The sequence below is a fragment of the Thiomicrospira microaerophila genome (genome assembly GCF_000934765.1).
Taxonomy (GTDB): domain Bacteria; phylum Pseudomonadota; class Gammaproteobacteria; order Thiomicrospirales; family Thiomicrospiraceae; genus Thiomicrospira; species Thiomicrospira microaerophila.
Genome location: NZ_JYNN01000024.1, coordinates 1 through 26,486, shown reverse-complemented (window position 1 = coordinate 26,486; position 26,486 = coordinate 1). Strand labels below are relative to the sequence as shown.

The window sequence follows — 26,486 nt, the reverse complement described above, 5'->3', positions numbered from 1 at the left end:
AGCCTATTTACCAAAATCCCGACGATAAATATTGTTCGTGTCGTTTTTGGTTCAATTGATCGTTAACCAATCCATTTGTACCAGATTGCGGGCGTGAGTATTGAACACTAAGCCGAGTTGGTGAATTTGTTTGCCGGCCTGTTGTTGCGCCAAGTATGGCTGAGAGTAGTTTTTAGCCTGGATTTGCGCCAGCGCCGGGTTGGAGTCTTGTGGTTGGTAGTCTTGGCTTTTATCCAGCTTGATTTCGGTAATGTAAATATGGTCACCGAGCTGAATCGTCAAATCCACTTGACCGTGATTGTTGATGTTTTCGGGGATAATATTGGCGTTGATGCTCGATAGCCAAGCAAACAAAACCGAAGCGTAATAGCCTTCGGCATCAGGTAAATCGTTTTTTGTGAAATTGCGCCAAGGAATTGAAGCGAATAAGCTTTCAATTTGTTGTTGAATCGCAGGGAAATCGGCGCTTGCTAGGGCTTTATACAGGGATTTTTGATACTCCAACGGATTGACTTGTTGGCTGTAATCGGTGAAGAACTGGTTATTTAATGCCAGATTAACTTCTTTATTCGGCACACGCAAATGGTAAACTTGGCCACCCCAAGGCGATTCTTCTACCCTATCAATCATTAAATATCCGGCTTGAAACAATAGCGTAATCGGATTGATCCGTTCAATATCAAACGAATCCAATACCTCTTCACCGACTTCAATGTCGGCCAAATCGGGTAAAAAATAGCGGTGTTGGCGAAATAATTTGAGCAAAAAGCTGGGATTTCCAGTTTCAAACCAATAGTTGCGGTAGGTTTGATGGTTAGAAATAAATAATAAAACATCAAACGGGTTATAAACCGGCTCACCGAGAAATTGATAACCGTTGTACCAGTCTTTCAATTTTGCCCAGTCCACACCTTGCAGATGCTGTGCAAACTCGGTTTCTAAATCGCTTTGGGTGTAGCCGCAAAGCGTAGCATAGTCTGAAAACAGCGTGATGTCCTTGAGTTGGTTCATGCCGCTAAACAAACTGCCCTTGGAAAACTTGGTGACACCGGTCATAAACACAAACTGTAGATGCGCGTCTTGTCCTTTGAATACCGAATAGATATTTTTCAGTCCTTCGCGAATTGAAGTGGCCGTATCGGTTTTATCGATATTGTCTAAAATGGGCTTGTCGTATTCATCCACCAGCACCACCACTTTTGAGCCGTATTGCTTGGCGGCGGCTTGGATCAGTTGCGCCATACAACCGGCCGGGTCATGCAAAGAAAAATTCGGGCAAGTGAGCCCAAGACGCTGTTGGTTGTCTTGCAGTAGGTTGTAAATCGCCTGATCGAGTTCGGCACGGGATTCCAATACCCCACCGCCAAATGAGAATTTAATCACCGGAAATGTTTTCGACCAATCCCATTTGTCTTCAATATATAGCCCCTTAAACAACGTTTGATTGCCTTCAAACAGCTCTTTAAAGGTATCAACCAACAGGCTTTTACCAAATCGACGTGGGCGTGAGAGAAAATAACGCCCGGCGCTGTTGACCATCTCATGCACCATCGGTGTTTTGTCGATATAGACGTAATCACCTTCACGAATCGCGCTAAGAGTTTGAATTCCAATCGGCAGTTTTTTCATGTGACCCAACCTAATACCGTGTAATAATTTTGTATTTTAGCATAGATAGCCTTTTTGCTCGGTTTCACCAATCCGTTTTTTGTCGTGCTTCTGCACATTCCTTCAGATTAAAAAATGGTTATTATCTTGCATGCTGTTGCGATGTACTGAAACAGAAAAAATCGCTATGGCACTGCATAGGCTTTTAGCATCTCAAATCGGTTGACTAGTTGAATCTGAGTTTCAGATTCAAGTTCTATATCGACCAGTGTCGGACTTGCCACCACAATCGCTAGAGCTTGGGCACGGGATATCGCGACATTTAAACGATTGGGGTTCAGCAAGAACTCGACACCCCGTGCTGTTTCGTTGGCATAGCTGGCGCACATCGACAGAATAACAATCGGCGCCTCTTGTCCTTGAAACAGATCCACGCTGCCGACCTTCGCTTGCGATCCGAGCGCACGTTTGAGATAACTCACTTGATAGTTATAGGGTGCGATAAACAAGATATCATCCAAGCTAATCGGGCGTTGCTCGCCTTTCTGATTGGTGAAGGTTTGACCGATTAAGGCATCTTTTAGTGCTAGGATTTTCTCAACCTCTTCGATGCTTGCTTGGCTATTGCCTTGATGCTCCACCTCCACCAGCACCAGGCCTGCTGATTTTGCTATCCCCTCGATGGGCTGGGTATAGTCTATCCGCTGTTTGGCACAATCCGCCGCAGCGCCAAGGCGTCCATCGTAAAAGGCGTTGGAGATATAGTCATTGACATCAGGATGCATGCGATATGTCATACCTAAAAACACGCCCAATTCAGGTGGTATTGTATGATGACCCTGTAAAAAATAATCTAAAATTGACAAATCAGTCGGTGAGGGGTGCGAGCCTTGTATTGGTTGCCCAAGTTGCATTTGATCACCCAGTAAGATCAGACTCTCAGCCGAAGAACTCATCCCAACCAAGTTGGCAAGCGATACCTGTCCTGCCTCATCAATAAACAAATAGTCCAAACTCTCACACATATCTTCACGCGCAAAACCCCATGCGGTGGTGCCAATCATAAAACCTTGTTCATACTCGGCGACCAGGCCTGGTAGGTCTTTATTTTGCACACACGCAATCCCGAGCAACTCGCCTTCTTCTTGATCGGATTGATTGGTATGCATCATCGGGAATTCTAGCCCCTGCTTTTGCGCCAATTCTGCAATGGCTTTCATCAGGTTAAATATCGCTTTATGACTATTGCTGGCAATGCCAATACGTTTATCCGCTTGAAGCAAAGCTAAAATCAGATGTTTGGCCGTAAAAGTTTTTCCTGCACCCGGTGGGCCTTGAATAGTGAGCACACCCTGTTCCATTTCAATCAATAAATGAATCATTAATTTGATGCGCTGTTCACTCTTTGCTTCATTGGCAATTTGATTCAACCAGGCCTGGCTCTGGGTAGTATCACGTCGCAAAAATCGGAGTAAAGCGGTTGGAGATTCAGGTTCATCTAAATACGCTTGCGCCACCGCTTCAATCGCTTCTGGAATCGGGCGTGGATTGACAAACTCATCTGGAATTAATGTTAGGGTCTGCGCGGGCTGGGTTTTGCTTTTTAACGAAAACCGATAGGTTTTGGGATTAAACTCAGCCATTTCGACTTTTTCTCCCTCTGCACCGAGCACATAATAGCTGCGCCCCGCTTTCGGCAATTTAAGCTCTTGCTCTGGATCTATTTGATACTCGTAACACAGATTGCGGTCACGCGGTTTAAGCTTAAAGGCTTCGCGGTCTGTTCGACGCGCATAGGCAATGCAATCGGCATCTTCATAAAGCTGCGCATCATCCATGCTCATGCGATCAAATAGTTTCCACCAAGTCGGCTTGGCTTCGCGTTCATGGAAAAACAACAGTTGGGCCATGAGTTCAGCCACCGCCGCTTCGGCGGGGTCAGTTGCTTTTAAAGCCTCGGCGCGCGCCATCAAATCGTCATGTAAGGCTTGCTTTTTGGCTGCCCGTGCGACTTTTTCTTCATCAATCGGCTTGTCCTCTTTTTCAATCCGCGCAAATTCAATGCCGGCTTGCTGCTGTTCGTCGCGCAGCCAGTCCACCAATTCTTGGGTGGAATCACAGTCGTCCTTGTTATACAGCCGAATATTGTTTAACACATCGGAATCTTGCCAGGTCAGACCATCAGGATTATCACGCCAAGCCTCATATACCACCACCGAATCGCCACCGTTGGCGACAGCGGTGTCGCGCTTACCACGATAAATATGCTCGACACTTTTGATCGAATAGTTTGGCTCACCAATACGCAGGCCGTGGCGAACAATGGCATATAAATCTACAAACACCTCATGGCGCAACAACTCATCCACTTGATGTTCGCATACCCCATAACGCCCCATTAACCGCCGGATGGCGGCGATTTCATAATGGGCATAATGATAGACATGCATTGTGGGGTCTTGTTGCCAGCGTTGATAAACCCAATTGATAAAATCAGCAAAGGCTTGTTTTTCTTGGTCGGCATCATGCGCCCAAAAGTCTTTAAAGTCGCGCTCGCCCTGGTCATTGAAATAGGTCGCGCCCCAAAGATACTCTAAACCGCCCTCCACCATTGGGTCGCCCTCGATATCAAAAAACACATCCAAAGCGGAATGCGGCGGCAATAGGCTCAAACCCTTCGGCTCGTCCGCTTTGGGCTGAATGACGCGGTAAGCCGGTTTAAGATCCCCGTTGGCTTGGCGTTGGCGGGTTTCAATTTGTAGCTGTGCTTGTTCTTTGAGCTTGTCGAAGGTTTCCGGCTTTAGCTTTGGAATCGTCGTAAGTTGGGTATGGGCCAGGTCGTCCATGGTGTCTATCCCTGCCGCATTGAGCTTCACAATTTGGCCACGCGTAATATTGGCGACTTGAATCAAATGGTCACGCGCGTGCAACAGGCTTTTGGCATAATCCGACCAATCACCCCAGTTTTTTGAATCGGCGGGGTCGGCGGGTTGGTGAAGATCAAACGCCTGATGCATCGCAACAAAACGCTGTTTCAAGGCCAGGTAGGCATAATAATAATCATCGGTTCTGAACCAGGCCTGGTGGTTATTTCCCAATACAACAGAGACCTGAACAGGCTTGATGCCCTGAATCGCTTCAAGCATTTGCGCATAGGCACACAATTGAATTAAAAAGTAGGGTTTTACCGACTTGGACAACTTTGTGTCCCACACCTGATAGTGGTAATCGCCTAGATTCGATGCGCCGGGTGATTTGACTAAAAAATCACTGAATCCACGAAACCCATCATGCGCTAAACAACCTTGAAAAATGACATCATAGCCTTGTTGCATCGCTTCAATAGTTAATGTGATGGCTTGCTGATTATCCGGCGTGTTCTCCGTTATCTCTTCTGAAATATCAATCACACGCCAACTTGGATTGGCTAGTTGAATCTGTTCATAAAAACGCGCTTCATGCGTATAACCTTTTGACTGCAAACTCGTCATCAGTGCGTCTGGCTTATCTTTCTGCGCCAGCAGGTCAGGCTGCTCTTTTGCCGCCCTCTCCATCCAAGAAGCAAACGGCGATTGCATAAAGCTCGTTAAATCAGAGGGGGAATAGAGATAATCACCTGTTGGAAGTTTGCGCATCAATTATCCTTTGCTTCTTTAAACTATCGACGGTTGGTAGGGTTAATACTTTACGATTCAGCGCTGTTTTAATCAAGGTTTTAAATGTCGCAATCAGGTTGCAACGAATCAACCAAGGCTAGCACTTTGTCGGACTAAAGCCAATCATCGGCAAAAAGTAACGCCTGTCTAACAAACCGTGATGGACTAGCCTATATCGCTGTTACCCCTTCTTCCCGAATAGCGTACTGTTATATTGGGTAACAGGAAACAATTGTTTCCATTAAAAATTGTTACCATTTCATTTTTAGCTTATAATGCGCTATATACGTTTTGATAAAGCAACTTTATAGGCAACTCCATGCAAACCATCTTGAGCTATAACCAAGTCGAAAAAACCGCTTCAGAGATGCTAGCCAACGGCATCCGTCCTACCGTGCGCGGTGTAATGAGTGTGATTGGGGGAAAGACTGAAACTGTATCGAAATATCTGCGTGATTTTTTTGAAAAACGCGACCAAGAAGTCGCCAGTATGGCCAACCAAATCGGCAGTACCGAAATAGCCAAGCTGATTGCCTCTGAAATTCATACACTGGTAGAGAAACGCACCCATGAAATAGCCGGTGTTGCGCAACGACAAAAACAACAGATCAATGAGCTGGTCGAGCTCCTTGAAGCCAAGCAAGAAGAAATCAACCAGATCACTAGCCAATCTCAATCACTCATTGAGCAAACACAATCTGAAGCACAAGCCAAGATAGACACACTCATGAATCAGCTTAACCAAGCCAAACAAGCAGAGCACGATGCGGCGCATAAAATCCAAGCCGCGCAAGACAAAGCCACCACCCTGATTGAAGCAGCCGATGCCCGTGCGCATAAATATGAAACCGAGGCCCTCACCTATCGTGATGAAATTCAAAAACTCAACATTGAAAAAGCGCGTTATCAGGTAGAACAAAAAGAATGTATGTCTGTACGGACAAAATATGAAAAGCTGGTCGAACTTCAAAATCAAACCCATTCAGAACTAATTGAAGCACGTGCCGAACAGCGCGCACTCAATAAAGATCTCGCACGCTTAGAGAAAGAAAACCAAAACCTTACAACTCAGTTTAATACCACTAAGAGCCTGTCGGACTAAACCCAATCAAGCTGCTGCCAACTGATTCAAGTCATCGGCCAGTTTTATTAAATTTCTTTTGAGTCTAAGGCGTTGTCGATTATCAAGACGATTTGAGACCTCGCTCATTAGTTGGTACATTAAAGCCTGATTTTGTTCAATTTTATTTTGATATATTTCAGATTTAGCCTGATAATCAATGGCCAATAAGGGTGTCAATTTATTGACAAAGTTAGGTTCATTTCGTTCTGCCAATAACCCCAAAAATTCACCCTGCCAAGCCTGGCGTAAAACTAACCGCTCATGACCCATTAAATGGTAGCGCTGTGACCAGTCCTCAATCAGCGCTAATTGCTCTTCATTCAGCCGCCCAGTGAAACGCTGAATTTGTTTAACTAGATTTTTTGCTTGTTTTTCCCGCTGCTCCTGCTCGGTCGGTTGAACAAACTTTTTGACAAATTTTTGATTAGATTTCTCGAAACCCTGTTCAATACCATATACCTGTGAATCATCCAGACTTTTAAGCAACGGAATGATTGAGGGAGCTGATTGGCTCAGTAGTCGATCAACTGAGCTCGTTATTGCATTTTGCACCTGTTCAATATCATCTTGTGTCCAGCCATTATCCACCTTATCGTGCAAGGACATGACCAGAGATGAATATACCGGCAAATGGTAATGGCGATGTTGGTCCAGAACTTCGTTCAAACTCTTTTTGAATATAGGATGCTGCTCAGCATCCCAACTAATATAATCGCGAAGCTGCCACGAGACCATCCAATCAAGCTTGTTGTAAAACAACTTTACACTACAGCCGCTCAAAAACAGCAGCAACAGGCTAACTAAAAATATTTTTTTCTTCTGCACTATATTTTTAATCCCTTGAGTATAGAGTCCCAAGTCTGATCGTGTATTTTAATCTTCACGAATTGGATATCCTCCGCGCGCGATGAGCCCACCATCAATCGTAAGCGTACTGCCAGTCATCCATGCCGATGCTTCACTTAACATGAAGGCTGTCGCTTGACCCATTTCTTCAACAGAACCATAACGCCCCATAGGAATCGTTTTCACCCATTTTTGCTCCATCTTGGGTTGATTAAGAATATCGAAGGTACGTTCAACTGGCACAACGCCAGGTGCGAGGTTATTAACCCTGATTCCATGCTTACCCCACTCTACTGCCATTACTTTCATCATCGCATCCAAACCCGCTTTAGATGCCGCGTAGGCACTGAACCATTCACAAGTTTGCTGTCCATGAATACTAGAGTTATTAATCACCACACCGGGTTGCCCTGCATCAATACATGCTTTTGCAAATAAAGTACTAAGCCTATATGGCGCCTGAAGATTTACAGCCAGGGTTTCACTAAATGCTAAACCCTCAATGTCTCGCAGTGCGGTGGATTTGGTTACTACACCTGCATTGTTAACTAAAGCATCTAATCCATTAAATTCCAACCAGGCCTGGTTGAATAGTTCACCCAAACTTGCATAGTCACGAAAATCCCCCTGCAAGATTGTTGCGTCTGCTCCAATAGTTTTGACTATCTTTAACGTATTTTTAATACCTAAGCTATTTTTACAGTAATGGAGCACTAGTTTGGCACCCTGTTCAGCCAGTGCCTTGGCCATTCCTGCGCCAATACCACTCGATGCACCTGTGATAAAAACACGTTTTCCTTTTAAATCTTGATAAGTTGCCATCAATTAAACTTCCTCAATTTGTTAAAGTCCGTCTAATCTAGCATTTGTTGTTAAATCATTCAGCTTTTTAGACTAACTTGCACAAACTATGCACCCTATATGTAAATAAGAAACCGGGCACAACAAAAGCAGATAATCCTTAAATCAAACAGGATAAACACATTTTAATTGCTTACCAACCACATCCCGATATACAGAATCAAAAATAAAAATATACATTTTATTTGATTGACCCATCTTTTTTTGTATAATCCAAATATGCAAATCTATTTGGAGTGTTCTGCGTGGTAAATTTTAAAGATTTAGAGAGCTTTTCTATACGGGTTGAAAGCTTACAGGAAGAAATTCTTGCATCTGAATACAAAAACCCTGAGGCTGTAAAACAAAGTCCACTTTTTACAATTTCTGATGCAGCCAAGTATGTAGGTGTTAGCAGAAAGCTTTTTAACGACCTTATTGCGGATGAGTCTATCGAAAGAGTCACACCCATAAAAACGCTTGAAAAAGAGGGGGTCACTATTGAAAAAACTATGCCTGCTAAATTCACACTGGATCAAATTGAAAAAATCAGGCAACACCTTAAAGCTAATGGTCAGAAGGGAAATTACACCAACAGAAGACCCAAGCATACAAAGAAACCTTATACGCTTATGATTGGTAACCTTAAAGGTGGCGCAAACAAAACAACGGTTTCAATCCATCTTGCTCAATGGTTAGCATTAAATGGTTATCGCGTACTGGGTATTGACTCTGATCCACAGGGTAGCTTTACTTCATTAATGGGCTTTCTACCATACGAATATAAAGGCTTACCCGATGGCGCTTATTATGTTGATGAGATAAATACACTCTACCCACTTTATTCTGACAACGAGCCCTTGCGCCCAGTTAAAACCTACTGGCAGAATCTTGACATCATTCCCGCTAACATTGATGTCTATTCAGCTGAGTTTTCATTGCCAGCAAGACAAATACGGGATGGCGAGTCATTTTTTGATATTCTTGCCAAAGCACTTGTCACTAAAGAACAAGACTGGCCGACCGAATTTGATACACATTATAATGGCGAATATCTTGGTGATGTCTACAACCCTGACGATTACGACATTATCATCATTGATACCCCACCCTCTTACTCTTACGCAACATTAAATGCCATTCAAGCGGCCGATGCTATGGTTATTCCTGTACCTGCTCAACATTTGGACATACTAGCAACTGGCATATTTTTTAAGCAAATGGTTTCCGTTTTTAGTGATTTAGAACAAATTTTTGGCTTTAGTAAGGAGTTTGATTTTGTTGTTGGACTAAAAACCAAAATGTCTGAAAATTTTGAAGCACTTCAAAATGGTGGAAGGATCTCAGCCATTTTTAGAGAGTCTTTAATCAATACTCCTTTTTTGATTTCTAAATCCATAACGGTTGCATCAGACTTTAACAAAACAGCCTATGAACTCCAAAATACCGATATCATTGGCCGATCAACCCTTAAAAAATCACTGGATAATTTAGAGCAAATCCACCTTGAAATTGAAAACAAAATCAAGCAGTTTTGGCAAATACAAACTAAACTGGAGATTAAATAGTGACGAGAAAAACCAAGGAAGAAAGGCTTGCCGAACAGAAAGCATTGATTGAAAAAGCCTCTTTATCTGCTGACTTGACAGAGAGAGAATCCAGAGGTAATCGCGCCTCTGTGTTTGGGCGCAATATGGCTAAAGATGCGCAAATGAAGCTTGAGGAGGCAAATAATCAAATTATAGAACTCCAAAAACAAATAGACGCCCTAAAAAACTCGAATATTGCACCTGATCTTATCGCAACCCTAGAACAAAAAATCAAAACTTTACAGAGCAAAGCCACTCTAGATCTTAATCCTCATCAGGTTATTGTTACCCGTTTTGCCAATCGAGATGAAATATTTTTTAGGACAGCCGAGTTTTATGAGCTAGTTGAGTCCATTAGGGAAAATGGACAAGCGATACCCATTACCGTTCGCCCCTCTAGCCTTACCGATAGCTTTGAACTTATTTCAGGAAGACGTCGTCTAGAAGCCTGTAAAATTCTTGGTATAGATGTAGTGGCTATTCTGGTAGAGGCCGATGACAAGAAGCTTACTGAATTACAGGTTTTAGAGAATTTTCGCGACGACCTATCTCATTTTGAAGAAGCCGATAATTTTGACCTTATGATTAATGAAGGTTTTTTTAAAAGCAACACTGAGCTTGCCCGCACCTTTAGCATATCAGAAGGCAAAATATCCCAACTGCGCTCCATTTCAAGAATACCTGTTTGGTTGAGAAATGAATTTCTTATTGAGATTATCGAATCAAAAAGAACACTACCCTCTGGCGACGTTAAAGATGTCGTTGAATTAAACATAGCGCCCTCTAGAATGTGCTATGAACTCTCCAAACACATTGGTCAAGACTTTGATACCAAATATAGCAATCTTATAAAAAATGCGTCGGCCTTCATAAAAAGCCACTCCAAATTTCAGGATAGAATCAAAAGTATGATCGACATTCTGGATGGCAATTCTTTACCAAGTAAACCATCTAAACCGGCACTTGTTAAAGAAAAGATTCGCATTGGAGACAAGGTGGTTGGAGAAACATCAAAAGTTAATGGTAGTTTGCAAATTCGTATACCAAAAAAATACAATTCCGAGTCACTTACTGAAAAAATTGAGCAGGCTGTTTTTGCTGCGATAGATGCGCACTTTAGCAATAAGTAATTTTTTACAGCGCTTTTTTATTTAAAACTTTACAATATTTAACTGCTTTACAGAGAATACAAAAAAACGCTGCAAGCCTTATAAACAAAGGGGTTCAGCGATTCTTTACAGCTGTAAAGATTAACTTTTAATAGGATTTACAAAGGCATTTTTTGAGATTAATCAAGAAAGATATTTAAGGATGACCCTAGCAAGATATTGGCGTATCTCGCTAGGGTTAGAACTAGAACTAGAGTAATGTTGAAAACATCCGTAGCACTAGATTTGCGACAATTTCTATTCTACTGAATTTTCTTCACCAGGTAAAGCCCTGCTCCACGTTAAGTTCAATAATTTCAAATTTTCGGGTCATTGAGAAGGTATAACTATGTCTATACATTTTCAATAACAAGCCGAAGCTGCTGGTTATTACCTTAATTATCTTCTTCACAATAGGAAGAAGACATGAATTTAACAAGTAAAGAGCTTGATAGTGTAATGCATGATGACATTTACTTTGCCCTGCCACTATCAACGATAAAATGGCTAAACACTTTCAATTTAAACGCTTCACAACGGCTTATTATTGAGCGAGTTATTGGCTTTGCAATACAGCGGCCTACGCGCGCATTGAAAAACCTCAGAATTAGATTAAGCACAAGTCTTATATCTGAGTTCACATCAATTAAAGAACGAACCGTTATAAGCTCGATTCAAAAGCTTGTGGAACTAGGTCTGCTGTCTAAAGATGGCAGCAATCAAAAAGGGACTCTTTACACAATAAACCTTAGCAGTGAAATCAAAAATCTAGTAAAACCCAGATTTAAGGCAACAAATATTAAATCTATTGAGCGAAAAGAAAATGTAGCGTCGGTTATATCTGATAGCAGTGAAAAAACATCCGAACAAAATGATGTCGATTTATTAAGAACAAAGTTAAAATTAATTCAAATCAAAATAAAAGAATTATCTCCAAGCCTACCCAAAGACTTTTCTCCAAAACTTATGCTAAAAAAATGCTTCACCTTTAACGATGAAGCATGCCAAGCAATATCTAAACTTCGTGAAGATGAGTCTAATCTAATCAAACAGATTGAACTTAGAACCACCAAAGTTAATGACAAGAGATTAAATGAAGTACAAACAACGCAACCTTCAAAGCGTAAAGACTCAAAATCACCGTTCAGGTTTGTGCGTGCAATCGATTCCAAATCATTAATGACAAGGTTAAAAAATATTGGCCTATTCAAGTCTGCAACAGAACAAGAAAAGTATCACAAAGAAATTTTGTGGGCGATCAGATTTGGTTGGTATAAGGATTTTAAAGGAACAACATTTCATTGTATAAACCATGCTTTAAAACTTATTAAAGACAACACATGGAGAACACCAGCTGGCTATCAACAAAATCAGATTGAAGGATTAATTTCATTTCATAAAGTTTCAGTCTAAGAAAAGAAAGTAGGGGTGCAAAATTTGCAGATATATAATAAATCTTCTAACGAAGCTTAAAAAAGAAATAAGCTATGCAGCAATAGCAAAGCCATATTTCTTTTTTACATAGTAAACTTATTGAAAAGCTAAAAAAAGCAGCTGGAATCGCGAGTATATCGGTAAAAGACTTAATGAATCGCTTAAACCAAGAAGACAAGCCGAAATCCTAATCATCAAGTCTACCTACCCTTGTTTAACACGCATCATTAACTCTCTGCTATTAAGTTAAGGATTATGGAGAAACTAGACCTGTTTCCCTCATTGACCTATCACCCTGAGCGACTTCGCGCAGGATGACGACGCTAGGTAAAAAATTAGTCATTGCGAGGCCGTAGGCCGTGGCAATCTCTGGCAGACTGCAGGTCGTGCGCGACCTTGAGAGATTGCCGCGTCTCGCAATGACAGGTTTCTTAACTTAATGGCCGTGACGCACAGCGTTGGAACGAGGTTGTTAACCAGTCTAGTTGAATGGATTATAGGGTTTGCCAGTCGATTTGCACGAGGTTGCGGGCGTGTGTATTAAATATTAACCCCAGTTGATGTATCTGTTTACCGGCTTGTTGTTGGGCGAGGTATTTTTGCGCGTAGTTTTTGGTTTGGATTTGTTGCAACGCCGGGTTGGGGCTTTGGGCTTGATAGTCTTGGGTTTTGTCGAGTTTGAATTCGGTGATATAGATGTGATCGACGAGCATAATGGTCATATCCGCCTGTCCGTGGTGGTTGATGTCTTCAGGCGTGATAACGGCATTAATACTGGAGAGCCAAGCAAACAGCACCGAGGCATAATAACCTTCCGCATCAGGTAAATCATTTTGGGTGAAGTTGCGCCAAGGAATCGCCGCGAACAGCGATTCGATTTGGTGTTGGATGGCGGGGAAGTCAGCCGACTCAAACGCATCATACAGGCTATCTTGTCGATGTAAACGCAGTTCAGGTTGGGTTTGGCTGTAAAGATCCGCAAAATGATCAGAAAGCGCTTGTTGTACTTCAAAGTTCGGTACTTTTAAATGAAACCGTAATCGCTGGCGTTTCTCGGTTGTTTTGGCAATCGTGAGATAACCCGCTTGATAAAGTAAAGTAATCGGATTGATCTGTTCAACATCAAACGAGTCCAACACTTCTTCGCCCACTTCAATCTGCGCCAGGTCGGGTAAAAAGTAGCGCTGTTTGCGGAACAGCTTGAGCAGAAAGCTGGGATTACCGGTTTCAAACCAGTGGTTGCGGTAGGTATGGTTTTCGCTGATAAACAGCAGGATATCATACGGGTTGTACACCGGCTCACCGAGAAATTGATAGCCGTTGTACCAGTCTTTGAGTTTAGCCCAATCCACCCCTTCAAGATGCTCAGAAAACTGGTTGTGAAGGTCTGACTGGGTGTAACCGCAAATCGTGGCATAACGGGCATCGAGTGTGATGTCTTTGAGCTGGTTCATGCCGCTAAACAGGCTCACTTTGGAGAATTTGGTGACGCCTGTCATAAACACGAACTGGAGATAAGCATCTTGGCCTTTAAGCACCGAATAAATGTTTTTTAATCCATCACGGATGGAGGCGGCCAGTTCGGGTTTGTCGATGTTGTCGAGTATCGGTTTGTCATATTCATCAACGAGTACCACCACTTTTTGTTGGTAATGGTCGGCGGCCGCTTGAATTAATCGAGTCAAACACCCAGCCGGGTCGTGCAGTGAAAATTGATCACAGGTGATGTTTAGTCGTCGCTGATTGTCTTTTAACAGGTTGTAGATTAACTGATCTAAATCCGCACGCGATTCAATCACGCCATTAGCAAAATTTAAATGCACCACCGGATAGGTTTTAGCCCAATCCCATTTATCTTCAATGTACAAACCTTGGAACCAGGCCTGGTTGCCTTCAAACAATTCTTTAAGGGTATCGACCAACAAACTTTTACCAAACCGACGTGGACGCGAGAGAAAAAAAGCTCCAGCCGATTGCACCATTTGATAGACCAGTGGGGTTTTATCGACATAGACAAAATCGTCTTCACGGATTTTAGCGAAGGTTTGAATTCCAATCGGCAGTTTTTTCATCCAGCGTTCCCGTTGATTTTGATAGTTTAATCATTTTAACACGTTAGATTGAAAGCCACGTAATCCTGTTTTAAATTGATAGGGCAAAGCTCTATTGATAGTCCTGCACCGAATGTTTAGCTTCGCTTTCTTCGATTCGCTGAGAACAACCGGCTAAGCATGTGATGGTGCAGCTCAGGCCTCTTTTTTTAAATATTAACGCTTATGCGCATTCACATCCCAGATTCACGCCCAGAGGATGTAAACCTTAATGCTTAGCATGAGACAGTTCTTCTCTAACCGCCCGTCTTACAACTTCTTCTAAACTTGAACCGCCAGACCCCAAATACTGTTTAAGTACACGATTAATCTCAGTTTGATACCCAGTTCCAAGCTCTAAAGCTTTTAATTTAAAACCTTCAACAACATCTTCATCAAGATAGATAGTGATGCGTTTTTTTTGACTTTCGACCCTTAATTTATCGAATCCCGCGTAAAACCCCGTCGTCGTTCACCTAGTTCTAATTAGAGCTCAACGAGCAGTCCAAATAAATATGTTTCTGAATCGAAGACTGTGCAGAGTGCATAGGGAGCCTGAACTGTGTCTTCCGGGATTTGAAGATAAGTGGGGAATCCAAAAAATTGGAGCACTTGAACCTTGTGATAAAGTCGAACGCGCTTTAAAATAGTTTATACAATGTTAAAACCTAGTTAAACCACAAAAGGCCCGCACCATGCAAACCGCATTAAGACAAATTGGCAATTCAAGGGGCGTGATTATTCCCGCCCCGATTATTGAACAGCTACACCTAGATCAGCCTATTGAAATGCTGGTTCAAGATGGCGCACTATTGCTCAAACCAAGCGAAAATCCTAGAGTGGGATGGTTTGATGGTTACGACCCGCTAAAAGATGATCAACCACTGGCAAGCATGACCGACTTAGAAACCGAACAAGAGGACTGGGAATGGTAAGTCGTGGTGAAGTGTACTGGGTTGAACTTGACCTCACATTAGGCAGTGAAATCAGCAAAACGCGCCCCTGTTTGATTGTATCGCCTGACGACATGAACAACGCTTTACCAAGGGTGATTGTTGCACCTATTACCTCAAAAGGGCAACCACTAGGCTGTAGACCTGAAACCACATTAGCCGGTAAGCAAGCACGTATATTGCTTGATCAGGTCAGAACGATTGATAAAAAGCGCCTTAAAAAGAAGATGGGTGTGATTCCTTTGGCTGTTTGGCATAAAACAATGATTCAAATGCTTAGCTAGGAGCCTGTCGGACTAAAGCCAATCGAGTTATCGCGGTTTTCACTTTTTAGTTGGCACTTTGTTTAAAAACGCCATAATGTCGATATTGCCAAGAATGACCGGTTGATGCTTGGGGTCTTGGATTTGATGTTCAGGCCACAGGTTATAAAGTTCAAAGTAGTACCAGAGTAAGGCTTGTTTGACTTTGATCTCACGTACGCCCTCCTGCACTTCAAAATCCATTTCGATTAATTTCTTCTGTGCGCTATCAAGCTTAGGGTTCGGTTTGAGTTTCAGGATCAACAGCGTATGCCAGGCCTCATCAGACATAAGGGTTTGGCCAGGTTCACTTTGCGTGCCTGTTTCACTGATACGCCCCACTATAAAGTCACGAAATCCTTTGCTTTCATGGCACCAGGCCCGAATGTGCGTGCGTCGGGTCGTGGTGACAAATGTGTGCGGGGTGATGCGGCGTCGTTTACCGTTAGGCTCGTTATGAGAATGGTAAAAAATGTCGATACTTTTATTTTGATAGATGGTGCGTGCCACGTTGCGCACTACATCCATCGGGGTGCGGCGTGAGGGTGCTGACATGGCATAACTATCAATTTCAAACGTGTCGCTATGTGAATCTAGATCACTTAGAGAGGGCGTGTAAAACAGGTTTTTGACCGAATCATTTACTTCATAGCGTTTAGAGGAATTGTTTAGCCCTATTTTACCGGGGTTGAGTTGCTGATATTGTTTTAAGATAGCGGTTGTTTGTGGATTTGACATACGCAGTCTTAGTGCAAGTTCGGTTCGCCCAAGGCTTCCCTGCCAAAATAAACAACGCTCAACTTCCTCCATCCGTTGAATGGCGTCCCACTTTAAATCGTTATAGTCTTTAATCATTTTAATTTGCCTTTTTTATGATAAGGTTATATTATCATTAACAGTTAAAAAATTTAACTGTTTTGCTGCAAATGTAAGTGGTTTCTTAAAATGGGGGGTTAGATGCTTAAATTAATACATACCGCCGACTGGCATTTAGGGCGCGTACTGCACCATCAGTCTTTGCTTGATGAGCAAGCCAGTGTGCTTGACCAGATTATTGACTATGCTATCACTCATCAAGTGGATGGCCTGCTGGTTGCCGGTGATATCTATGACCGCTCCATGCCGCCAGCCGAAGCGGTGCGCCTTCTTAATCAAATAGTCAATCGTTTCGCATCGCTGGATATACCGATGATTATGATCAGCGGTAATCACGACAGCGCCGAGCGTTTAGGTTTTGCGGCTGAACAACTGCAAAAAACCGGTTTGCATATATTGTCAGACCTTAATCGAGTGAGCGAACCGGTACACCTCCAAAAAGGTGATATCACAGTTCAGGTGTTTGGCATTCCTTTTGCCGACCCAGAGCGTGTGCGCAATCAGTTTGATCAACCCGTCCATGATTATGACCAAGCGCATAGCTTTCTCGTTGAGCGGATTCAGAAATCACGCGACAAGTCTTTACCTACCGTTTTAATGTCCCATTGTTTTGTGGATGGCGCACAAACCTCTGAGTCTGAAAAAACGCTTTCTGTTGGCGGTTCAGATCGTGTGTCGTATGAACCGATGCTTGATTTTGATTATGTGGCGCTCGGGCATCTGCACGGCCCACAATTTCGGGGTGCGCAACATATTCGCTATTCTGGCTCACCGTTGAAGTACAGCTTTTCTGAGCATAAGCACAATAAAGGCATCACACTACTAAGCTTTGATTCAAAGGGCTTGGTTGAACAGCAACACTTGCCACTCAGCAGTCAGCGTGATGTGCGTGTTATTGAGGGCATGCTTGACGAGGTGATTGCACAGGGTAAAGAAGACCCACATAACCACGATTATGTCATGGTAAGACTGGCCGATACCACCGCGTTACTCGACCCGATGGGGCGCTTGCGCGAGGTCTACCCCAATGTGTTGCATATTGAAAAACGCCTTTTACAGCCAGAACAGGTCGGGCAGGCCAATCGCGAACACATCAAACTCGATGCGCCCAAACTGATTGCCGATTTCTATCAGCAAATCCAAGGTGAACCCTTAACCGCGCAACAACAAACCATTGTTGAGCAAGCGTTGAATCAGTTAAACAAGGAGCCGAGCGCATGAAACCTTTAAAGCTAACCATTCAAGCCTTTGGCCCTTTTGCAAACACGGAAGTGATTGACTTTACACAATTGGGTGAACATCCGCTGTTTTTAATCAATGGCACCACCGGCTCGGGGAAAAGCACTTTGCTCGATGCCATGGCGTTTGCACTTTATGGTGATACCACCGGTAAAGATCGAGCGGCCAATGATATGCGCTGCCAATATGCGGATGAAGCGCTATTGAGTGAGGTAGAGTTTATTTTTAAGCTCGGTGCCAACATCTACCGGATTGAGCGACGACCTGAGCAAGAACGAAAGAAGTCACGCGGCGAGGGCACAACCACCCAAAAGCCAGAAGCCTTTCTCTATCAAGTGAATGATGATGGTTCTGAAGATTTATTGGTGTCAAAAAAGATAAAAGAGTTTAATGACAAGATTATCGAGTTGATAGGCTTAAACTCCGAACAGTTTCGCCAAGTAATGGTGTTGCCACAGGGCTTGTTTCGCAAACTCTTATTGGCGGAATCAAAAGACCGTGAACCCATTTTAAGTCAGTTATTTCAAACCCATATTTACAAACGCCTCGAAGAGCATATTAAAGCGCAAGCGGCGCAAGTCACCCGACAAAAGCAAGCCCAGCTTGAGCAGGTAAAAGGCATTCTCCACACCGTAGACTGCAACAAACGTGATGCCTTGCATGAGCGACTTGATTTGGTAAAGCAGGCATTGGCCACACACCAGCAGAACAAACACCATGCCAACGAGAAACTTAAAAAGGTTGAAGCCGATTATCAGGCGGCAGAGCAACTAAAGCGCCGTTTTGAACAACGAGATGGGTTGCTCCAGCAAAAACAGTCGCATCTTGAATCGCAACCGCAGATTGACCAACTCAAACAGCAATTACGTTCAGCCCAGGCAGCGCAAAAATGCCTTCCCGACTTCCAACACTACCAGCAAACTCAACAGGGCGTGAGCCAGCTGCAGCGTGAAATTATCCAAGACCAAACGGCTTTAACGCAAGCCGAGGCAGGACAACAAAAAGCCGAGCACACACTAGCACAAGCGCACAACGCATACCAAGCGCGAGATGGCCTAAATCAGAAAATTAGTCAACTAGGTGGGCTCAAACCCAAGCTCAACGAACTGGCTGAGGCCATACAACAGCTAAAAACCGTTCAAACGCATGTTGACTCCAAAAACCAAGCGTATCAAGGTGCATTGCAACAACTAGATAAACGCAAACAGCAACGTCAGGCCATCCAAGAGCGCAAGCAAACGCTCGAAAAAATGCCCTTCAACGAAGCGGGTTTAGTGACCCAAATCAATCAACACACGCGGCGCATTGAACAACACCAGGCCTGGTTAAAGCTAAAGCAAACCCAGCAGCAACGCCAACACGAACTGACACAAAAACAAACGAGCTTAGAGCAGGCAAAACGTGCGCTAGACCAACAGCAAACCGCGCTCAACCAACTCGAATATAACTGGCACCTAGGTCAGGCGGCCATTTTGGCGCAAACCCTTCAGCCAAACCAAGCTTGCCCGGTGTGTGGCAGTCATGACCATCCGCGACCTGCACAATGGCAGGCGGATATCGAACCCGTTGATAAACAGACCATAGAGCAGGCGAAAACAAGCCTACAAAACGCCCACCAGGCCTGGTTGTCGGTTCAAGAGGTTGTCACTTCGTTGCATAGCCAACTTAACAGCACCACCGAGCAACTTGATAGTCTCATCGAGCAACACGGCGACTTGAGTCAATTGAGTAGTGAAAAACTGCAGCAGAATTTCAAAGCATTGCAGACGCAATTAGCGGACGGTCGCGAACAGCAGGCACTGTTGGCAAAACTGACTCAAGACCTACAACAGATTGAGAACACACTCCAATCCGAGCAAACAGCGCTTGAACAGGTTCACCAGGCCTGGCACCAAGCCCAAACACAGCTTGAACTTGCTAAACAAAAAGTGGCGCATCTTGAGCAGCAGATCCTACCAGACTATCGTGATTTGAATGTCCTATTGAATCAAATCTCACGCTTAACCCAACAGGTCACCCAGCTTGAGCAAGCCTATCAAAGCGCACAACAACAAAAAGAGCAGGCTCAAAACCGCTTGATTCGTTGCCAGCAAACACTCGCATCACGCCAAACCCAGCTTGAAGAACAACGCGCACTACTCCAAAAAGTGCAAACGCATTGGCAGGCCGTATTAACCGCCAGCGAATTTGAAAATGAGCTGGGATTTCAGGAAGCCTTAGTGGATGAATCGCGAGCCCAGGCCTGGTTAAATGAAATTGATGCCTATCAAGAGCAGGGCGCAAAAATGGAAGGCGCACTGCAACAATTACAAACAGAGCTTGAAACAACAGTGCCACCGGATTTGCCCGCTATGCAAGCACAACGCCTCGCCGAGCAACAAGCCTATCAAGCCGTTGAAGACGCCTTTAACCAAGTCAGTATTGATTATGGCAAGCTGCAAAGTGCATTGCAAAAGCTTGAACAAAGTGATGTGCAAAACCAAGCCTTAGAAGCCGAATTTGAAATCATCGGCACCCTCAGTTTAGTGCTCAGTGGCGAAAACAATGCCAAGGTCAGTTTACAGCGTTTTGTACTCGGCGTACTGCTCGATGACGTGTTGCAAATAGCCACGATACGACTCAGAAATATGACTAGGGGTCGATACGACCTGATTCGAAAAGACTCGCGCAGCAAAGGGCTTAAAGCCTCTGGTCTCGAGTTAGAAGTGTTTGATAGCTACACCAGTCAAAGTCGACATGTATCCACCTTGTCGGGCGGTGAATCGTTTTTAGCGGCGTTAGCTTTAGCCCTTGGCTTATCAGATGTGGTGCAAAGCTATGCCGGTGGCATTAAGCTCGACACGCTCTTTATTGATGAAGGCTTTGGCAGTTTGGATCCCGAATCACTCGAGCTGGTTATCGACACCCTTAAAAATCTACAAACCACCGGACGCATCATTGGCATTATCTCCCATGTGCAGGAACTAAAAGAACAAATGCCGCTGCGCATCGATGTGATATCCAGCGTGCAAGGCAGTCATATAAAAGTAGTCGGTATCTAGTTTAGAGGAGGCGATATGGAACGGATTCTTGAGCGATTAATTTTTGGTGAAGAACAAAAGCAGGGCTTAAAAGGCTTGGCGTTGATTCCAGCACCCACCGGGTTTGGTAAAACCTATGTGACCTGCGATTTTATCGCTCGAAACATCGAACGCCTGATTGAACAGGACATCAAGATTATTTTTGTTACGCCGTTACTGAAAAACCTGCCAATTGATACCTTAAAACAAGCGTTTGAACGCTATGGAAAAGGCGAACAGTTTGATGAATATTTTCTTCGTTTACCTAGTCGCTACGACAGCTTTAATGACACGTTTAATAAACAGTTGGATTACATTAAATCTGCCATGCCGGGCGAGTTGAAAAAATCGGCTGGGTTTAAAAATGTAGCTAACTTGCTTCATCAGAGTAAGCCGCAACATGCAAACGCATCCAATAACCAGGCCTGGTCTAAGCTTTACGATTTGGATAAACGATTTCGAGAGGTTGAAACGGAGTTTCGCCGCGAGCTCAAACGTGAGGTTTTTCGGGGAAGTAGAACCAAATCAGAAAAGAAAAAAATCCTCAACCAGCCGGATAATCAATGGGTTTACCGACTTTATCCGGAAGCCTTATTCGATGACAAGCCGATTGTGATGATGTCGATGACCAAGTTTTTAATGCCGTTTTCCACTTTAGTCGAGTCGGCTTATCCGTTAGTGGAAAAATTAAAAGCCGGCACCGTTGTGTTTATGGACGAGGTTGATGCCTGTAAACAGGATATTCAAAACGTCATTATCGAACGCGGGTTAGATCATCACTATGACCCAATTCATTTACTCAAGTCCAGCTACAAACACCTAAAAACCCACAGCCATCCCAGTTTCTTTTTAAAAGATTCGCCAAAGCGCAAAAACAAGATGGCCGAGAAAGGCTGGCAATCGATTCAAGATACGATTGATTTTTTGACCTCACGCATGGAGGAGGTGTATCAGCGTTTTGAACTCGGTTTTCAATTAAAAACCGAGCAGTCGGAGCACAGTCGTCAGTTTTTATTTAGCGACTATCGCACGATTCAGGTGGCTCAAAAAATCTTGGACGTGACGACCGATCAACAACAAGGTGTGAACTGGATTAAACACCATCAAAATCTTGAAGTGCCCGACTACCAGTTAAATGCACTGCTTGGCGGGGTGCAGAGCGTTAACAAAATGCTCAAGCGCAATATTTCCAATGTTGCTAAAAACTATCTCGAAAATAAAAACCTTGACCGTGCTGAAAATCAAGACGAAATGCTACGCGAACAGGCGCTTAACACCGTAATGAGCGAATACGGCATTGAGCAAAGCAATCGTTTTAGACAATCCTTTTTTGACGCGCGATTACAATACGCCACCAATATCCGTTTTAAGCCGCCACTCGATGAAGATTTTTCCGGTTTTTGCGCCCAGGGTTTTAGTCTTTTTGAGATGAGTGATAGCCCAAACCATGACACCTACTCCGCGCTCAAACATTATGTGTTTACCGATACGCCGGAAAATTATTTGGCTTATTTATGCGACAAGGCGCGTGTGATTGGGCTTTCCGCCACCGCTGAATTCGAAAACCCATTGGGAAATTTTTATTTTAATTATTTACACCAACAACTGGGTGATAAGTTCATTTGGCTAAACGATGCCGAACACGCGCGCATTCAAGATGAATTTGATCAACGCACACAAGGTTATGCCAACATTAAATTAGACGTAGGGGTGTTAAAGAATGCGAGTGATTTTGAGCAAGAATTGTTGGATGTGTTAGACGACAGCGAAATGGTTGAGCAATTGATCGCTGAAATAAACGCTTTTATATTGGAAACACAAAAACCAGATTATTTCCTACAACGCTATCTAAACTTGTTTAACACCATGCAACAGTTTATTGAAGCTGAAGATATGTATGGTTTTTTGGCGTTATTTACTGCCTTGCCCAAGCCGGATAACCCAGCGTTTGATTTAGCCTGGGTTGAGCGCGTTTTTCGCCATTTAGCAAAGGATAAAAATAAAGAAATACCAGGCCTGGTGCTGAAGGTTTTGCAAAGCCAAAACTATGCAGACGATTTGGCTAAAGTGACAAAGCTGTTATCTGAAGGAAAACGGGTGTTTGTGGTATCCAGTTATGCCACGTTGGGGGCAGGGCAAAATCTGCAATTTCCGATTCCTGACACGCTGAAAAACAGCGTGATCACCATCAATGATTCTAACCCGAGCACCGAGATGGATTTCAACGGCTTGTACCTCGATAATGTGACCAGGGTTATCCCCAATCCAAAAGAAAATGATGAGGGTTATCAGCTTAAAAACGCGTTAGACCGCATTTTTAAACTCATGTACTTGCACGAAGTCGGCGCACTTAGTACCGACCAAAAAGACGAGTTAGTAAAACACAGTTTACAAGTGCTGTACGCCAGTAAAGCCTTTAACCCCATTGGTCTAAAAGAATTACAAGCCCATCACAATGCGGTGGCAGCGAAATTGATTCAAGCCATTGGCCGTTTGTGTCGCACCAATCAAAAAGCGCCGCGTATCTTTATACGTTTAAGTGAAACCCTGCTAAAAAGTTTGCACCAGGCAGACCTTCCGGCCACCACGCCTTTGTTGCCGGAAGTTAAAGCCATTTTAGCGCTTCAACCATCGCAATCAGTGCAAGCAAGCGCAAATCAGCAACTCATCACCCAAGCCGAAAACCGAAATGAAAAAGTGGAACTCTATATCGCAAGAATGTTAGGAAACATCACCAGCCCTAATCATATAAAAACCTGGCGAGCGCTACGCGCCTATTGTTTAGCTCATCCTTGTTTTGATGAATGGACAGATGAATACCACTCCGACTTGCACCTTCAATTGCCACAAGCGCAAGCGAAATACTGGTATAAACCTAAAGATGCCAATCTAAAAGAGGTGGACATATCCGACCGTTACCAAAGCGATTATCGAGATACCAGCGATCTGAGTCGCGCGCTGGAGCGAATGATGAAACTACCAGGCCTGGTGGATTATTTTGAGAAAAAAGGCTGGGAAACAAAGCACGCCAAATCGAAATACTGGTTGGTGCCGGTGCTTTGGCAGAATATTTATCAAGGCGCATTAGGCGAAGAAATCGGTCGCTTTGTGTTTGAGCAGTGCTTGAGCTATCCGCTTTACGACTTAACGGATGACTATCACGAACTGTTTGACTTTAAACTAAAAGAAGGCGTGTATATCGACTTCAAATTTTGGCTGAATTACCGTGATGAAGCGACAGCTTATCGCGCTAAGATCCGCGAAAAAATGCAGCGCATTGGCGCAAGCAAAGTGCTGGTGATTAATGTCTATGGTGATGAACCGGCCCAGCCCATCAATATGGGAACCGATATTATTGAAATACCAGGCCTGGTGGTACAGGGCGAGTTGAACTCACATGCCAAGCAAACCATTACAAAGGCTTATCAAGAGGGTGAAGAGTATGACCAGCGTAAAAACTAACCAGGCCTGCTTTGAATTCGATTTAGCGGTAATTAACCGAGACTTTAAGTTTATTTGTCTGGAGCGTGATCAAGGCAATTGGTTTGGTTCGCCAACGTTAGATCAAGCGTTGCAAGACACGCCCGCTAAAGCGGTGCACTATGGTTATGGCAAGTTACTGTTTTTAATGTTTGATGCTACACAGGATGTCGAAAAAATTAAACACCAACTGCAAGCGCACGACACCCTCAGTAAAGTTAAAATCCAAAGCGTAAACGCCATCGAACAACCGCAAGGCGAGGTTGACCCCGCCACCAGGCCTGGTATTTTCGGCAAATGGTTGGCGCAAATTTTAATCAATAGCCTGGTTGCAGCTAGAGCCAGCGACCAAGCCCCGATATCCAACCTCGGCGGTAAATTTTATTGGCTGGTGAGTAAAGACAAATTCAAAGCCCTAGCGTTAAAAGTGGAGATTAACTTTCAAGGTATGCTGACTTTGCAAGCCACGCATTTTTCGGCGCAATCCGCCGGTTGGGTCGATAAATCGAAACCGCAATATACTATTGAAAGCAGTAACAGCTTCAAGCGCGTGTTTGTCGAGGAAATTAAAGCCAAAAAACCTATTACATATATCGCCAAAGCCTTCACGATAAAAGGCCAAACCACTAAAGCCGGTTTGCCGTTTTTAACTATCAATAAATTGTCGGGCTTTAATAAGAGTAAACTGGGCATTTGGCATCAACTGCATCAGCGCATTGAAAAGCGTTTAAATCCTTATCTAAGGTTGTCGTTTGATGAATTAAATCTCATTGAACGCCGCAAGCTGGATAAAGCAACGACCTTAACAAAACGTGCTAAATTACTCGGTTGTAAACGCATTGTGCTGGTCGATGAAGTTCATGCCGACCAATCGCAAGCCGCACTCGATGACATTCAAACCACTTTATCAGCCCAACCAGGCCTGGTGGTGACGCAAGCCGCACAAACTCAGCCTAATGCGCTCAATATACGGCTGGTCAATTCAGCGGATTATTACGCGGATAACAAGATTGCTGATCCCTATCAATCCGCCCATTCCCAGCACGCGATTCAACACCTTATTTTATCAACCTGGCAAGAAGCTGAAACCAACAAAGCGCGAAAGCCCATTTTGCAAGTCTGCTTAAAAGAAGCCCAGCTCAAACAAGAGGTGTTGCAACAGCAACTGGTCAGTTTCGATTGGTCAAGGTTTTGTAAAACCCATCACATCCAACAGCCTGTCAGCTTTTTAAAACTGGTTTACCCCAGCCAACAAGAACGCGGCACCAAAAAAATTTTAGAAGAACACATTTCCCTTAACGCCATTCAGATTCAACCCAACGGCCAACTCTCGCAAAGTCGGATTGATGATCAAATCATGGCACTCACATCTGAAAACAGACTGCACCAGGCCTGGTTAGAATTAGCACGAGCGGAACGCTGTAAACAAAGACCCAAGGAACACTGGTTGGGTGATTTAATCGGACTGATGGTCATCGGTGAGCAAATCCTTGGGTTTTATCAATCGGAAATGCTGGTGATGCCAAACTACACCCAAATAGGCCAAGTCTTAAAACAAACAGAACAACCCTTGCCGGAACATTGGCAAACCCCGCAGGATTGGCTCAAACAGCTTGAAACCTTCAAACAGCAACCATCAGGCCTGGTGAATGACCTAGAGCACTCCGAGCGACTGGATAAGTTTGCGACATTATTAAACCAGTGCGAAAGCGATGTCATTTTCAATCGCAAACAAATCAATCGTTTGATTGGAGAAGGCCTAACCAAAAACACGCTCGTCTATATTGCATTTAATGACTACCTAGAACAACAGGGCATTGTGTTACGCTTTAGTAAAGCTCAAGCCAGTTTAGATGTTCACACACCAGGCCTGGTGGAATTGAATATATATCAGCAAGGTGCGGCATTAGGTTATTCGGTAGGCATGCCGCGTGGTGCATTGCAACAAACTTTTGAACGCGGTTCACCGATTCGTTGGATAAAGTCGCTGAACGACCAACCGATTGAAATCGAAAAAACCAGCGCACTTCTTGCTGACCTGCTAGATGTTGATTTTATCCAAGCCAAACAAAGCGGCACAGTTTGGCCGTTTGTGTTTAGTTTGATTGACTAAACTAGTCTACAAAGATATAGATATTTTGTAACTATTCAGCCACTACATGTGGTCCCAATAATGTATTTTTGACACTACCTGTTGTAAAAACATCTTCAAGAAAGCATCGAAAAATAGATTTTTTGGTGAT

The 26,486-nt window shown here is 43.7% G+C and carries 16 protein-coding genes and 1 pseudogene; 10 read left to right on the top strand and 7 right to left on the bottom strand.

Features of this window, described 5'->3' with window-relative positions; translation table 11 throughout:
- Window positions 1-51: 51 nt before the first annotated feature.
- Both NA59_RS08855 and NA59_RS08850 read right to left on the bottom strand, forming a co-directional pair.
- Window positions 52-1,629, bottom strand: a complete 1,578-nt coding sequence (locus tag NA59_RS08855) for an ATP-binding protein (RefSeq protein ID WP_044411188.1) — start codon at window positions 1,627-1,629, stop codon at window positions 52-54.
- Window positions 1,630-1,793: 164 nt separating this feature from the next.
- Window positions 1,794-5,243 carry a TM0106 family RecB-like putative nuclease gene (locus NA59_RS08850; RefSeq protein ID WP_044411185.1) on the bottom strand — a complete coding sequence of 1,150 codons (3,450 nt, stop codon included), beginning with the start codon at window positions 5,241-5,243 and terminating at the stop codon, window positions 1,794-1,796.
- 340 nt (window positions 5,244-5,583) lie between these two features.
- On the opposite strand from NA59_RS08850, the gene NA59_RS14365 reads away from it, so the two are divergent.
- On the top strand, window positions 5,584-6,366 hold the full coding sequence (locus NA59_RS14365) for a DNA-binding protein (protein ID WP_052501569.1): 783 nt from the start codon (window positions 5,584-5,586) through the stop codon (window positions 6,364-6,366).
- A gap of 6 nt (window positions 6,367-6,372) precedes the next feature.
- On the opposite strand, the gene NA59_RS08840 is transcribed toward NA59_RS14365, so the two are convergent.
- Together NA59_RS08840 and NA59_RS08835 are read right to left on the bottom strand one after the other, a co-directional pair.
- Window positions 6,373-7,212: a DUF6279 family lipoprotein gene (locus tag NA59_RS08840; RefSeq protein WP_044411182.1), complete on the bottom strand. Its 840-nt coding sequence runs from the start codon at window positions 7,210-7,212 to the stop codon at window positions 6,373-6,375.
- Between the two features lie 48 nt (window positions 7,213-7,260).
- The gene (locus NA59_RS08835) at window positions 7,261-8,055 is read right to left on the bottom strand and encodes an SDR family NAD(P)-dependent oxidoreductase (RefSeq protein WP_044411179.1); all 795 of its coding nucleotides are present in this window, start codon (window positions 8,053-8,055) and stop codon (window positions 7,261-7,263) included.
- A 284-nt stretch (window positions 8,056-8,339) separates the two neighbouring features.
- On the opposite strand from NA59_RS08835, the gene NA59_RS08830 reads away from it, so the two are divergent.
- The 3 genes from NA59_RS08830 (at window position 8,340) to NA59_RS08820 (ending at window position 12,223) form a co-directional block, all read left to right on the top strand.
- Window positions 8,340-9,641, top strand: a complete 1,302-nt coding sequence (locus NA59_RS08830) for an AAA family ATPase (RefSeq protein WP_044411176.1) — start codon at window positions 8,340-8,342, stop codon at window positions 9,639-9,641.
- On the top strand, window positions 9,641-10,792 hold the full coding sequence (locus NA59_RS14360) for a ParB/RepB/Spo0J family partition protein (RefSeq protein WP_052501568.1): 1,152 nt from the start codon (window positions 9,641-9,643) through the stop codon (window positions 10,790-10,792). Before NA59_RS08830 ends, NA59_RS14360 begins: the two co-directional genes overlap by 1 nt.
- Window positions 10,793-11,236: 444 nt before the next feature.
- Window positions 11,237-12,223, top strand: a complete 987-nt coding sequence (locus NA59_RS08820; RefSeq protein WP_044411173.1) for a helix-turn-helix domain-containing protein — start codon at window positions 11,237-11,239, stop codon at window positions 12,221-12,223.
- A gap of 515 nt (window positions 12,224-12,738) precedes the next feature.
- Here the strand turns inward: NA59_RS08820 and NA59_RS08815 are convergent.
- Both NA59_RS08815 and NA59_RS15815 read right to left on the bottom strand, forming a co-directional pair.
- Window positions 12,739-14,316, bottom strand: coding sequence for an ATP-binding protein (locus NA59_RS08815; protein ID WP_044411170.1), 1,578 nt, complete (start codon window positions 14,314-14,316; stop codon window positions 12,739-12,741).
- Between the two features lie 247 nt (window positions 14,317-14,563).
- Window positions 14,564-14,761, bottom strand: a pseudogene (locus tag NA59_RS15815) (BrnA antitoxin family protein); the annotation flags it as partial.
- 268 nt (window positions 14,762-15,029) lie between these two features.
- Here NA59_RS15815 and NA59_RS08810 point away from each other — a divergent pair.
- Together NA59_RS08810 and NA59_RS08805 are read left to right on the top strand one after the other, a co-directional pair.
- A complete protein-coding gene (locus tag NA59_RS08810; RefSeq protein WP_044411167.1) occupies window positions 15,030-15,269 on the top strand; it encodes an AbrB/MazE/SpoVT family DNA-binding domain-containing protein in 240 nt (79 codons plus the stop codon).
- Entirely contained in the window at window positions 15,263-15,571 is a 309-nt protein-coding gene (locus NA59_RS08805) for a type II toxin-antitoxin system PemK/MazF family toxin (protein ID WP_044411164.1), read from the top strand. The genes NA59_RS08810 and NA59_RS08805 overlap by 7 nt, the downstream gene beginning before the upstream one ends.
- A gap of 39 nt (window positions 15,572-15,610) precedes the next feature.
- Here the strand turns inward: NA59_RS08805 and NA59_RS08800 are convergent, their stop codons facing one another.
- On the bottom strand, window positions 15,611-16,444 hold the full coding sequence (locus tag NA59_RS08800) for a WYL domain-containing protein (protein WP_044411162.1): 834 nt from the start codon (window positions 16,442-16,444) through the stop codon (window positions 15,611-15,613).
- A gap of 102 nt (window positions 16,445-16,546) precedes the next feature.
- On the opposite strand from NA59_RS08800, the gene NA59_RS08795 reads away from it, so the two are divergent.
- Genes NA59_RS08795 through NA59_RS08780 form a run of 4 tightly spaced genes read left to right on the top strand, consistent with a single transcriptional unit; the run spans window position 16,547 to window position 26,356 of the window.
- On the top strand, window positions 16,547-17,686 hold the full coding sequence (locus tag NA59_RS08795) for an exonuclease SbcCD subunit D (RefSeq protein ID WP_044411160.1): 1,140 nt from the start codon (window positions 16,547-16,549) through the stop codon (window positions 17,684-17,686).
- A complete protein-coding gene (locus NA59_RS08790; RefSeq protein ID WP_044411157.1) occupies window positions 17,683-20,745 on the top strand; it encodes an AAA family ATPase in 3,063 nt (1,020 codons plus the stop codon). The genes NA59_RS08795 and NA59_RS08790 overlap by 4 nt, the downstream gene beginning before the upstream one ends.
- Window positions 20,746-20,760: 15 nt before the next feature.
- The gene (locus NA59_RS08785) at window positions 20,761-24,225 is read left to right on the top strand and encodes a DEAD/DEAH box helicase family protein (protein ID WP_044411154.1); all 3,465 of its coding nucleotides are present in this window, start codon (window positions 20,761-20,763) and stop codon (window positions 24,223-24,225) included.
- On the top strand, window positions 24,206-26,356 hold the full coding sequence (locus NA59_RS08780; protein WP_044411151.1) for a hypothetical protein: 2,151 nt from the start codon (window positions 24,206-24,208) through the stop codon (window positions 26,354-26,356). Before NA59_RS08785 ends, NA59_RS08780 begins: the two co-directional genes overlap by 20 nt.
- Window positions 26,357-26,486 lie beyond the last annotated feature (130 nt).

Coding starts and splice junctions, on each gene's coding strand:
- NA59_RS08855 (WP_044411188.1), bottom strand. CDS start 1,629: ATGAAAAAACTGCCGATTGGAATTCAAACTCTTAGCGCGATTCGTGAA.
- NA59_RS08850 (WP_044411185.1), bottom strand. CDS start 5,243: ATGCGCAAACTTCCAACAGGTGATTATCTCTATTCCCCCTCTGATTTA.
- NA59_RS14365 (WP_052501569.1), top strand. CDS start 5,584: ATGCAAACCATCTTGAGCTATAACCAAGTCGAAAAAACCGCTTCAGAG.
- NA59_RS08835 (WP_044411179.1), bottom strand. CDS start 8,055: ATGGCAACTTATCAAGATTTAAAAGGAAAACGTGTTTTTATCACAGGT.
- NA59_RS08820 (WP_044411173.1), top strand. CDS start 11,237: ATGAATTTAACAAGTAAAGAGCTTGATAGTGTAATGCATGATGACATT.
- NA59_RS08815 (WP_044411170.1), bottom strand. CDS start 14,316: ATGAAAAAACTGCCGATTGGAATTCAAACCTTCGCTAAAATCCGTGAA.
- NA59_RS08810 (WP_044411167.1), top strand. CDS start 15,030: ATGCAAACCGCATTAAGACAAATTGGCAATTCAAGGGGCGTGATTATT.
- NA59_RS08805 (WP_044411164.1), top strand. CDS start 15,263: ATGGTAAGTCGTGGTGAAGTGTACTGGGTTGAACTTGACCTCACATTA.
- NA59_RS08800 (WP_044411162.1), bottom strand. CDS start 16,444: ATGATTAAAGACTATAACGATTTAAAGTGGGACGCCATTCAACGGATG.
- NA59_RS08795 (WP_044411160.1), top strand. CDS start 16,547: ATGCTTAAATTAATACATACCGCCGACTGGCATTTAGGGCGCGTACTG.
- NA59_RS08790 (WP_044411157.1), top strand. CDS start 17,683: ATGAAACCTTTAAAGCTAACCATTCAAGCCTTTGGCCCTTTTGCAAAC.
- NA59_RS08785 (WP_044411154.1), top strand. CDS start 20,761: ATGGAACGGATTCTTGAGCGATTAATTTTTGGTGAAGAACAAAAGCAG.
- NA59_RS08780 (WP_044411151.1), top strand. CDS start 24,206: ATGACCAGCGTAAAAACTAACCAGGCCTGCTTTGAATTCGATTTAGCG.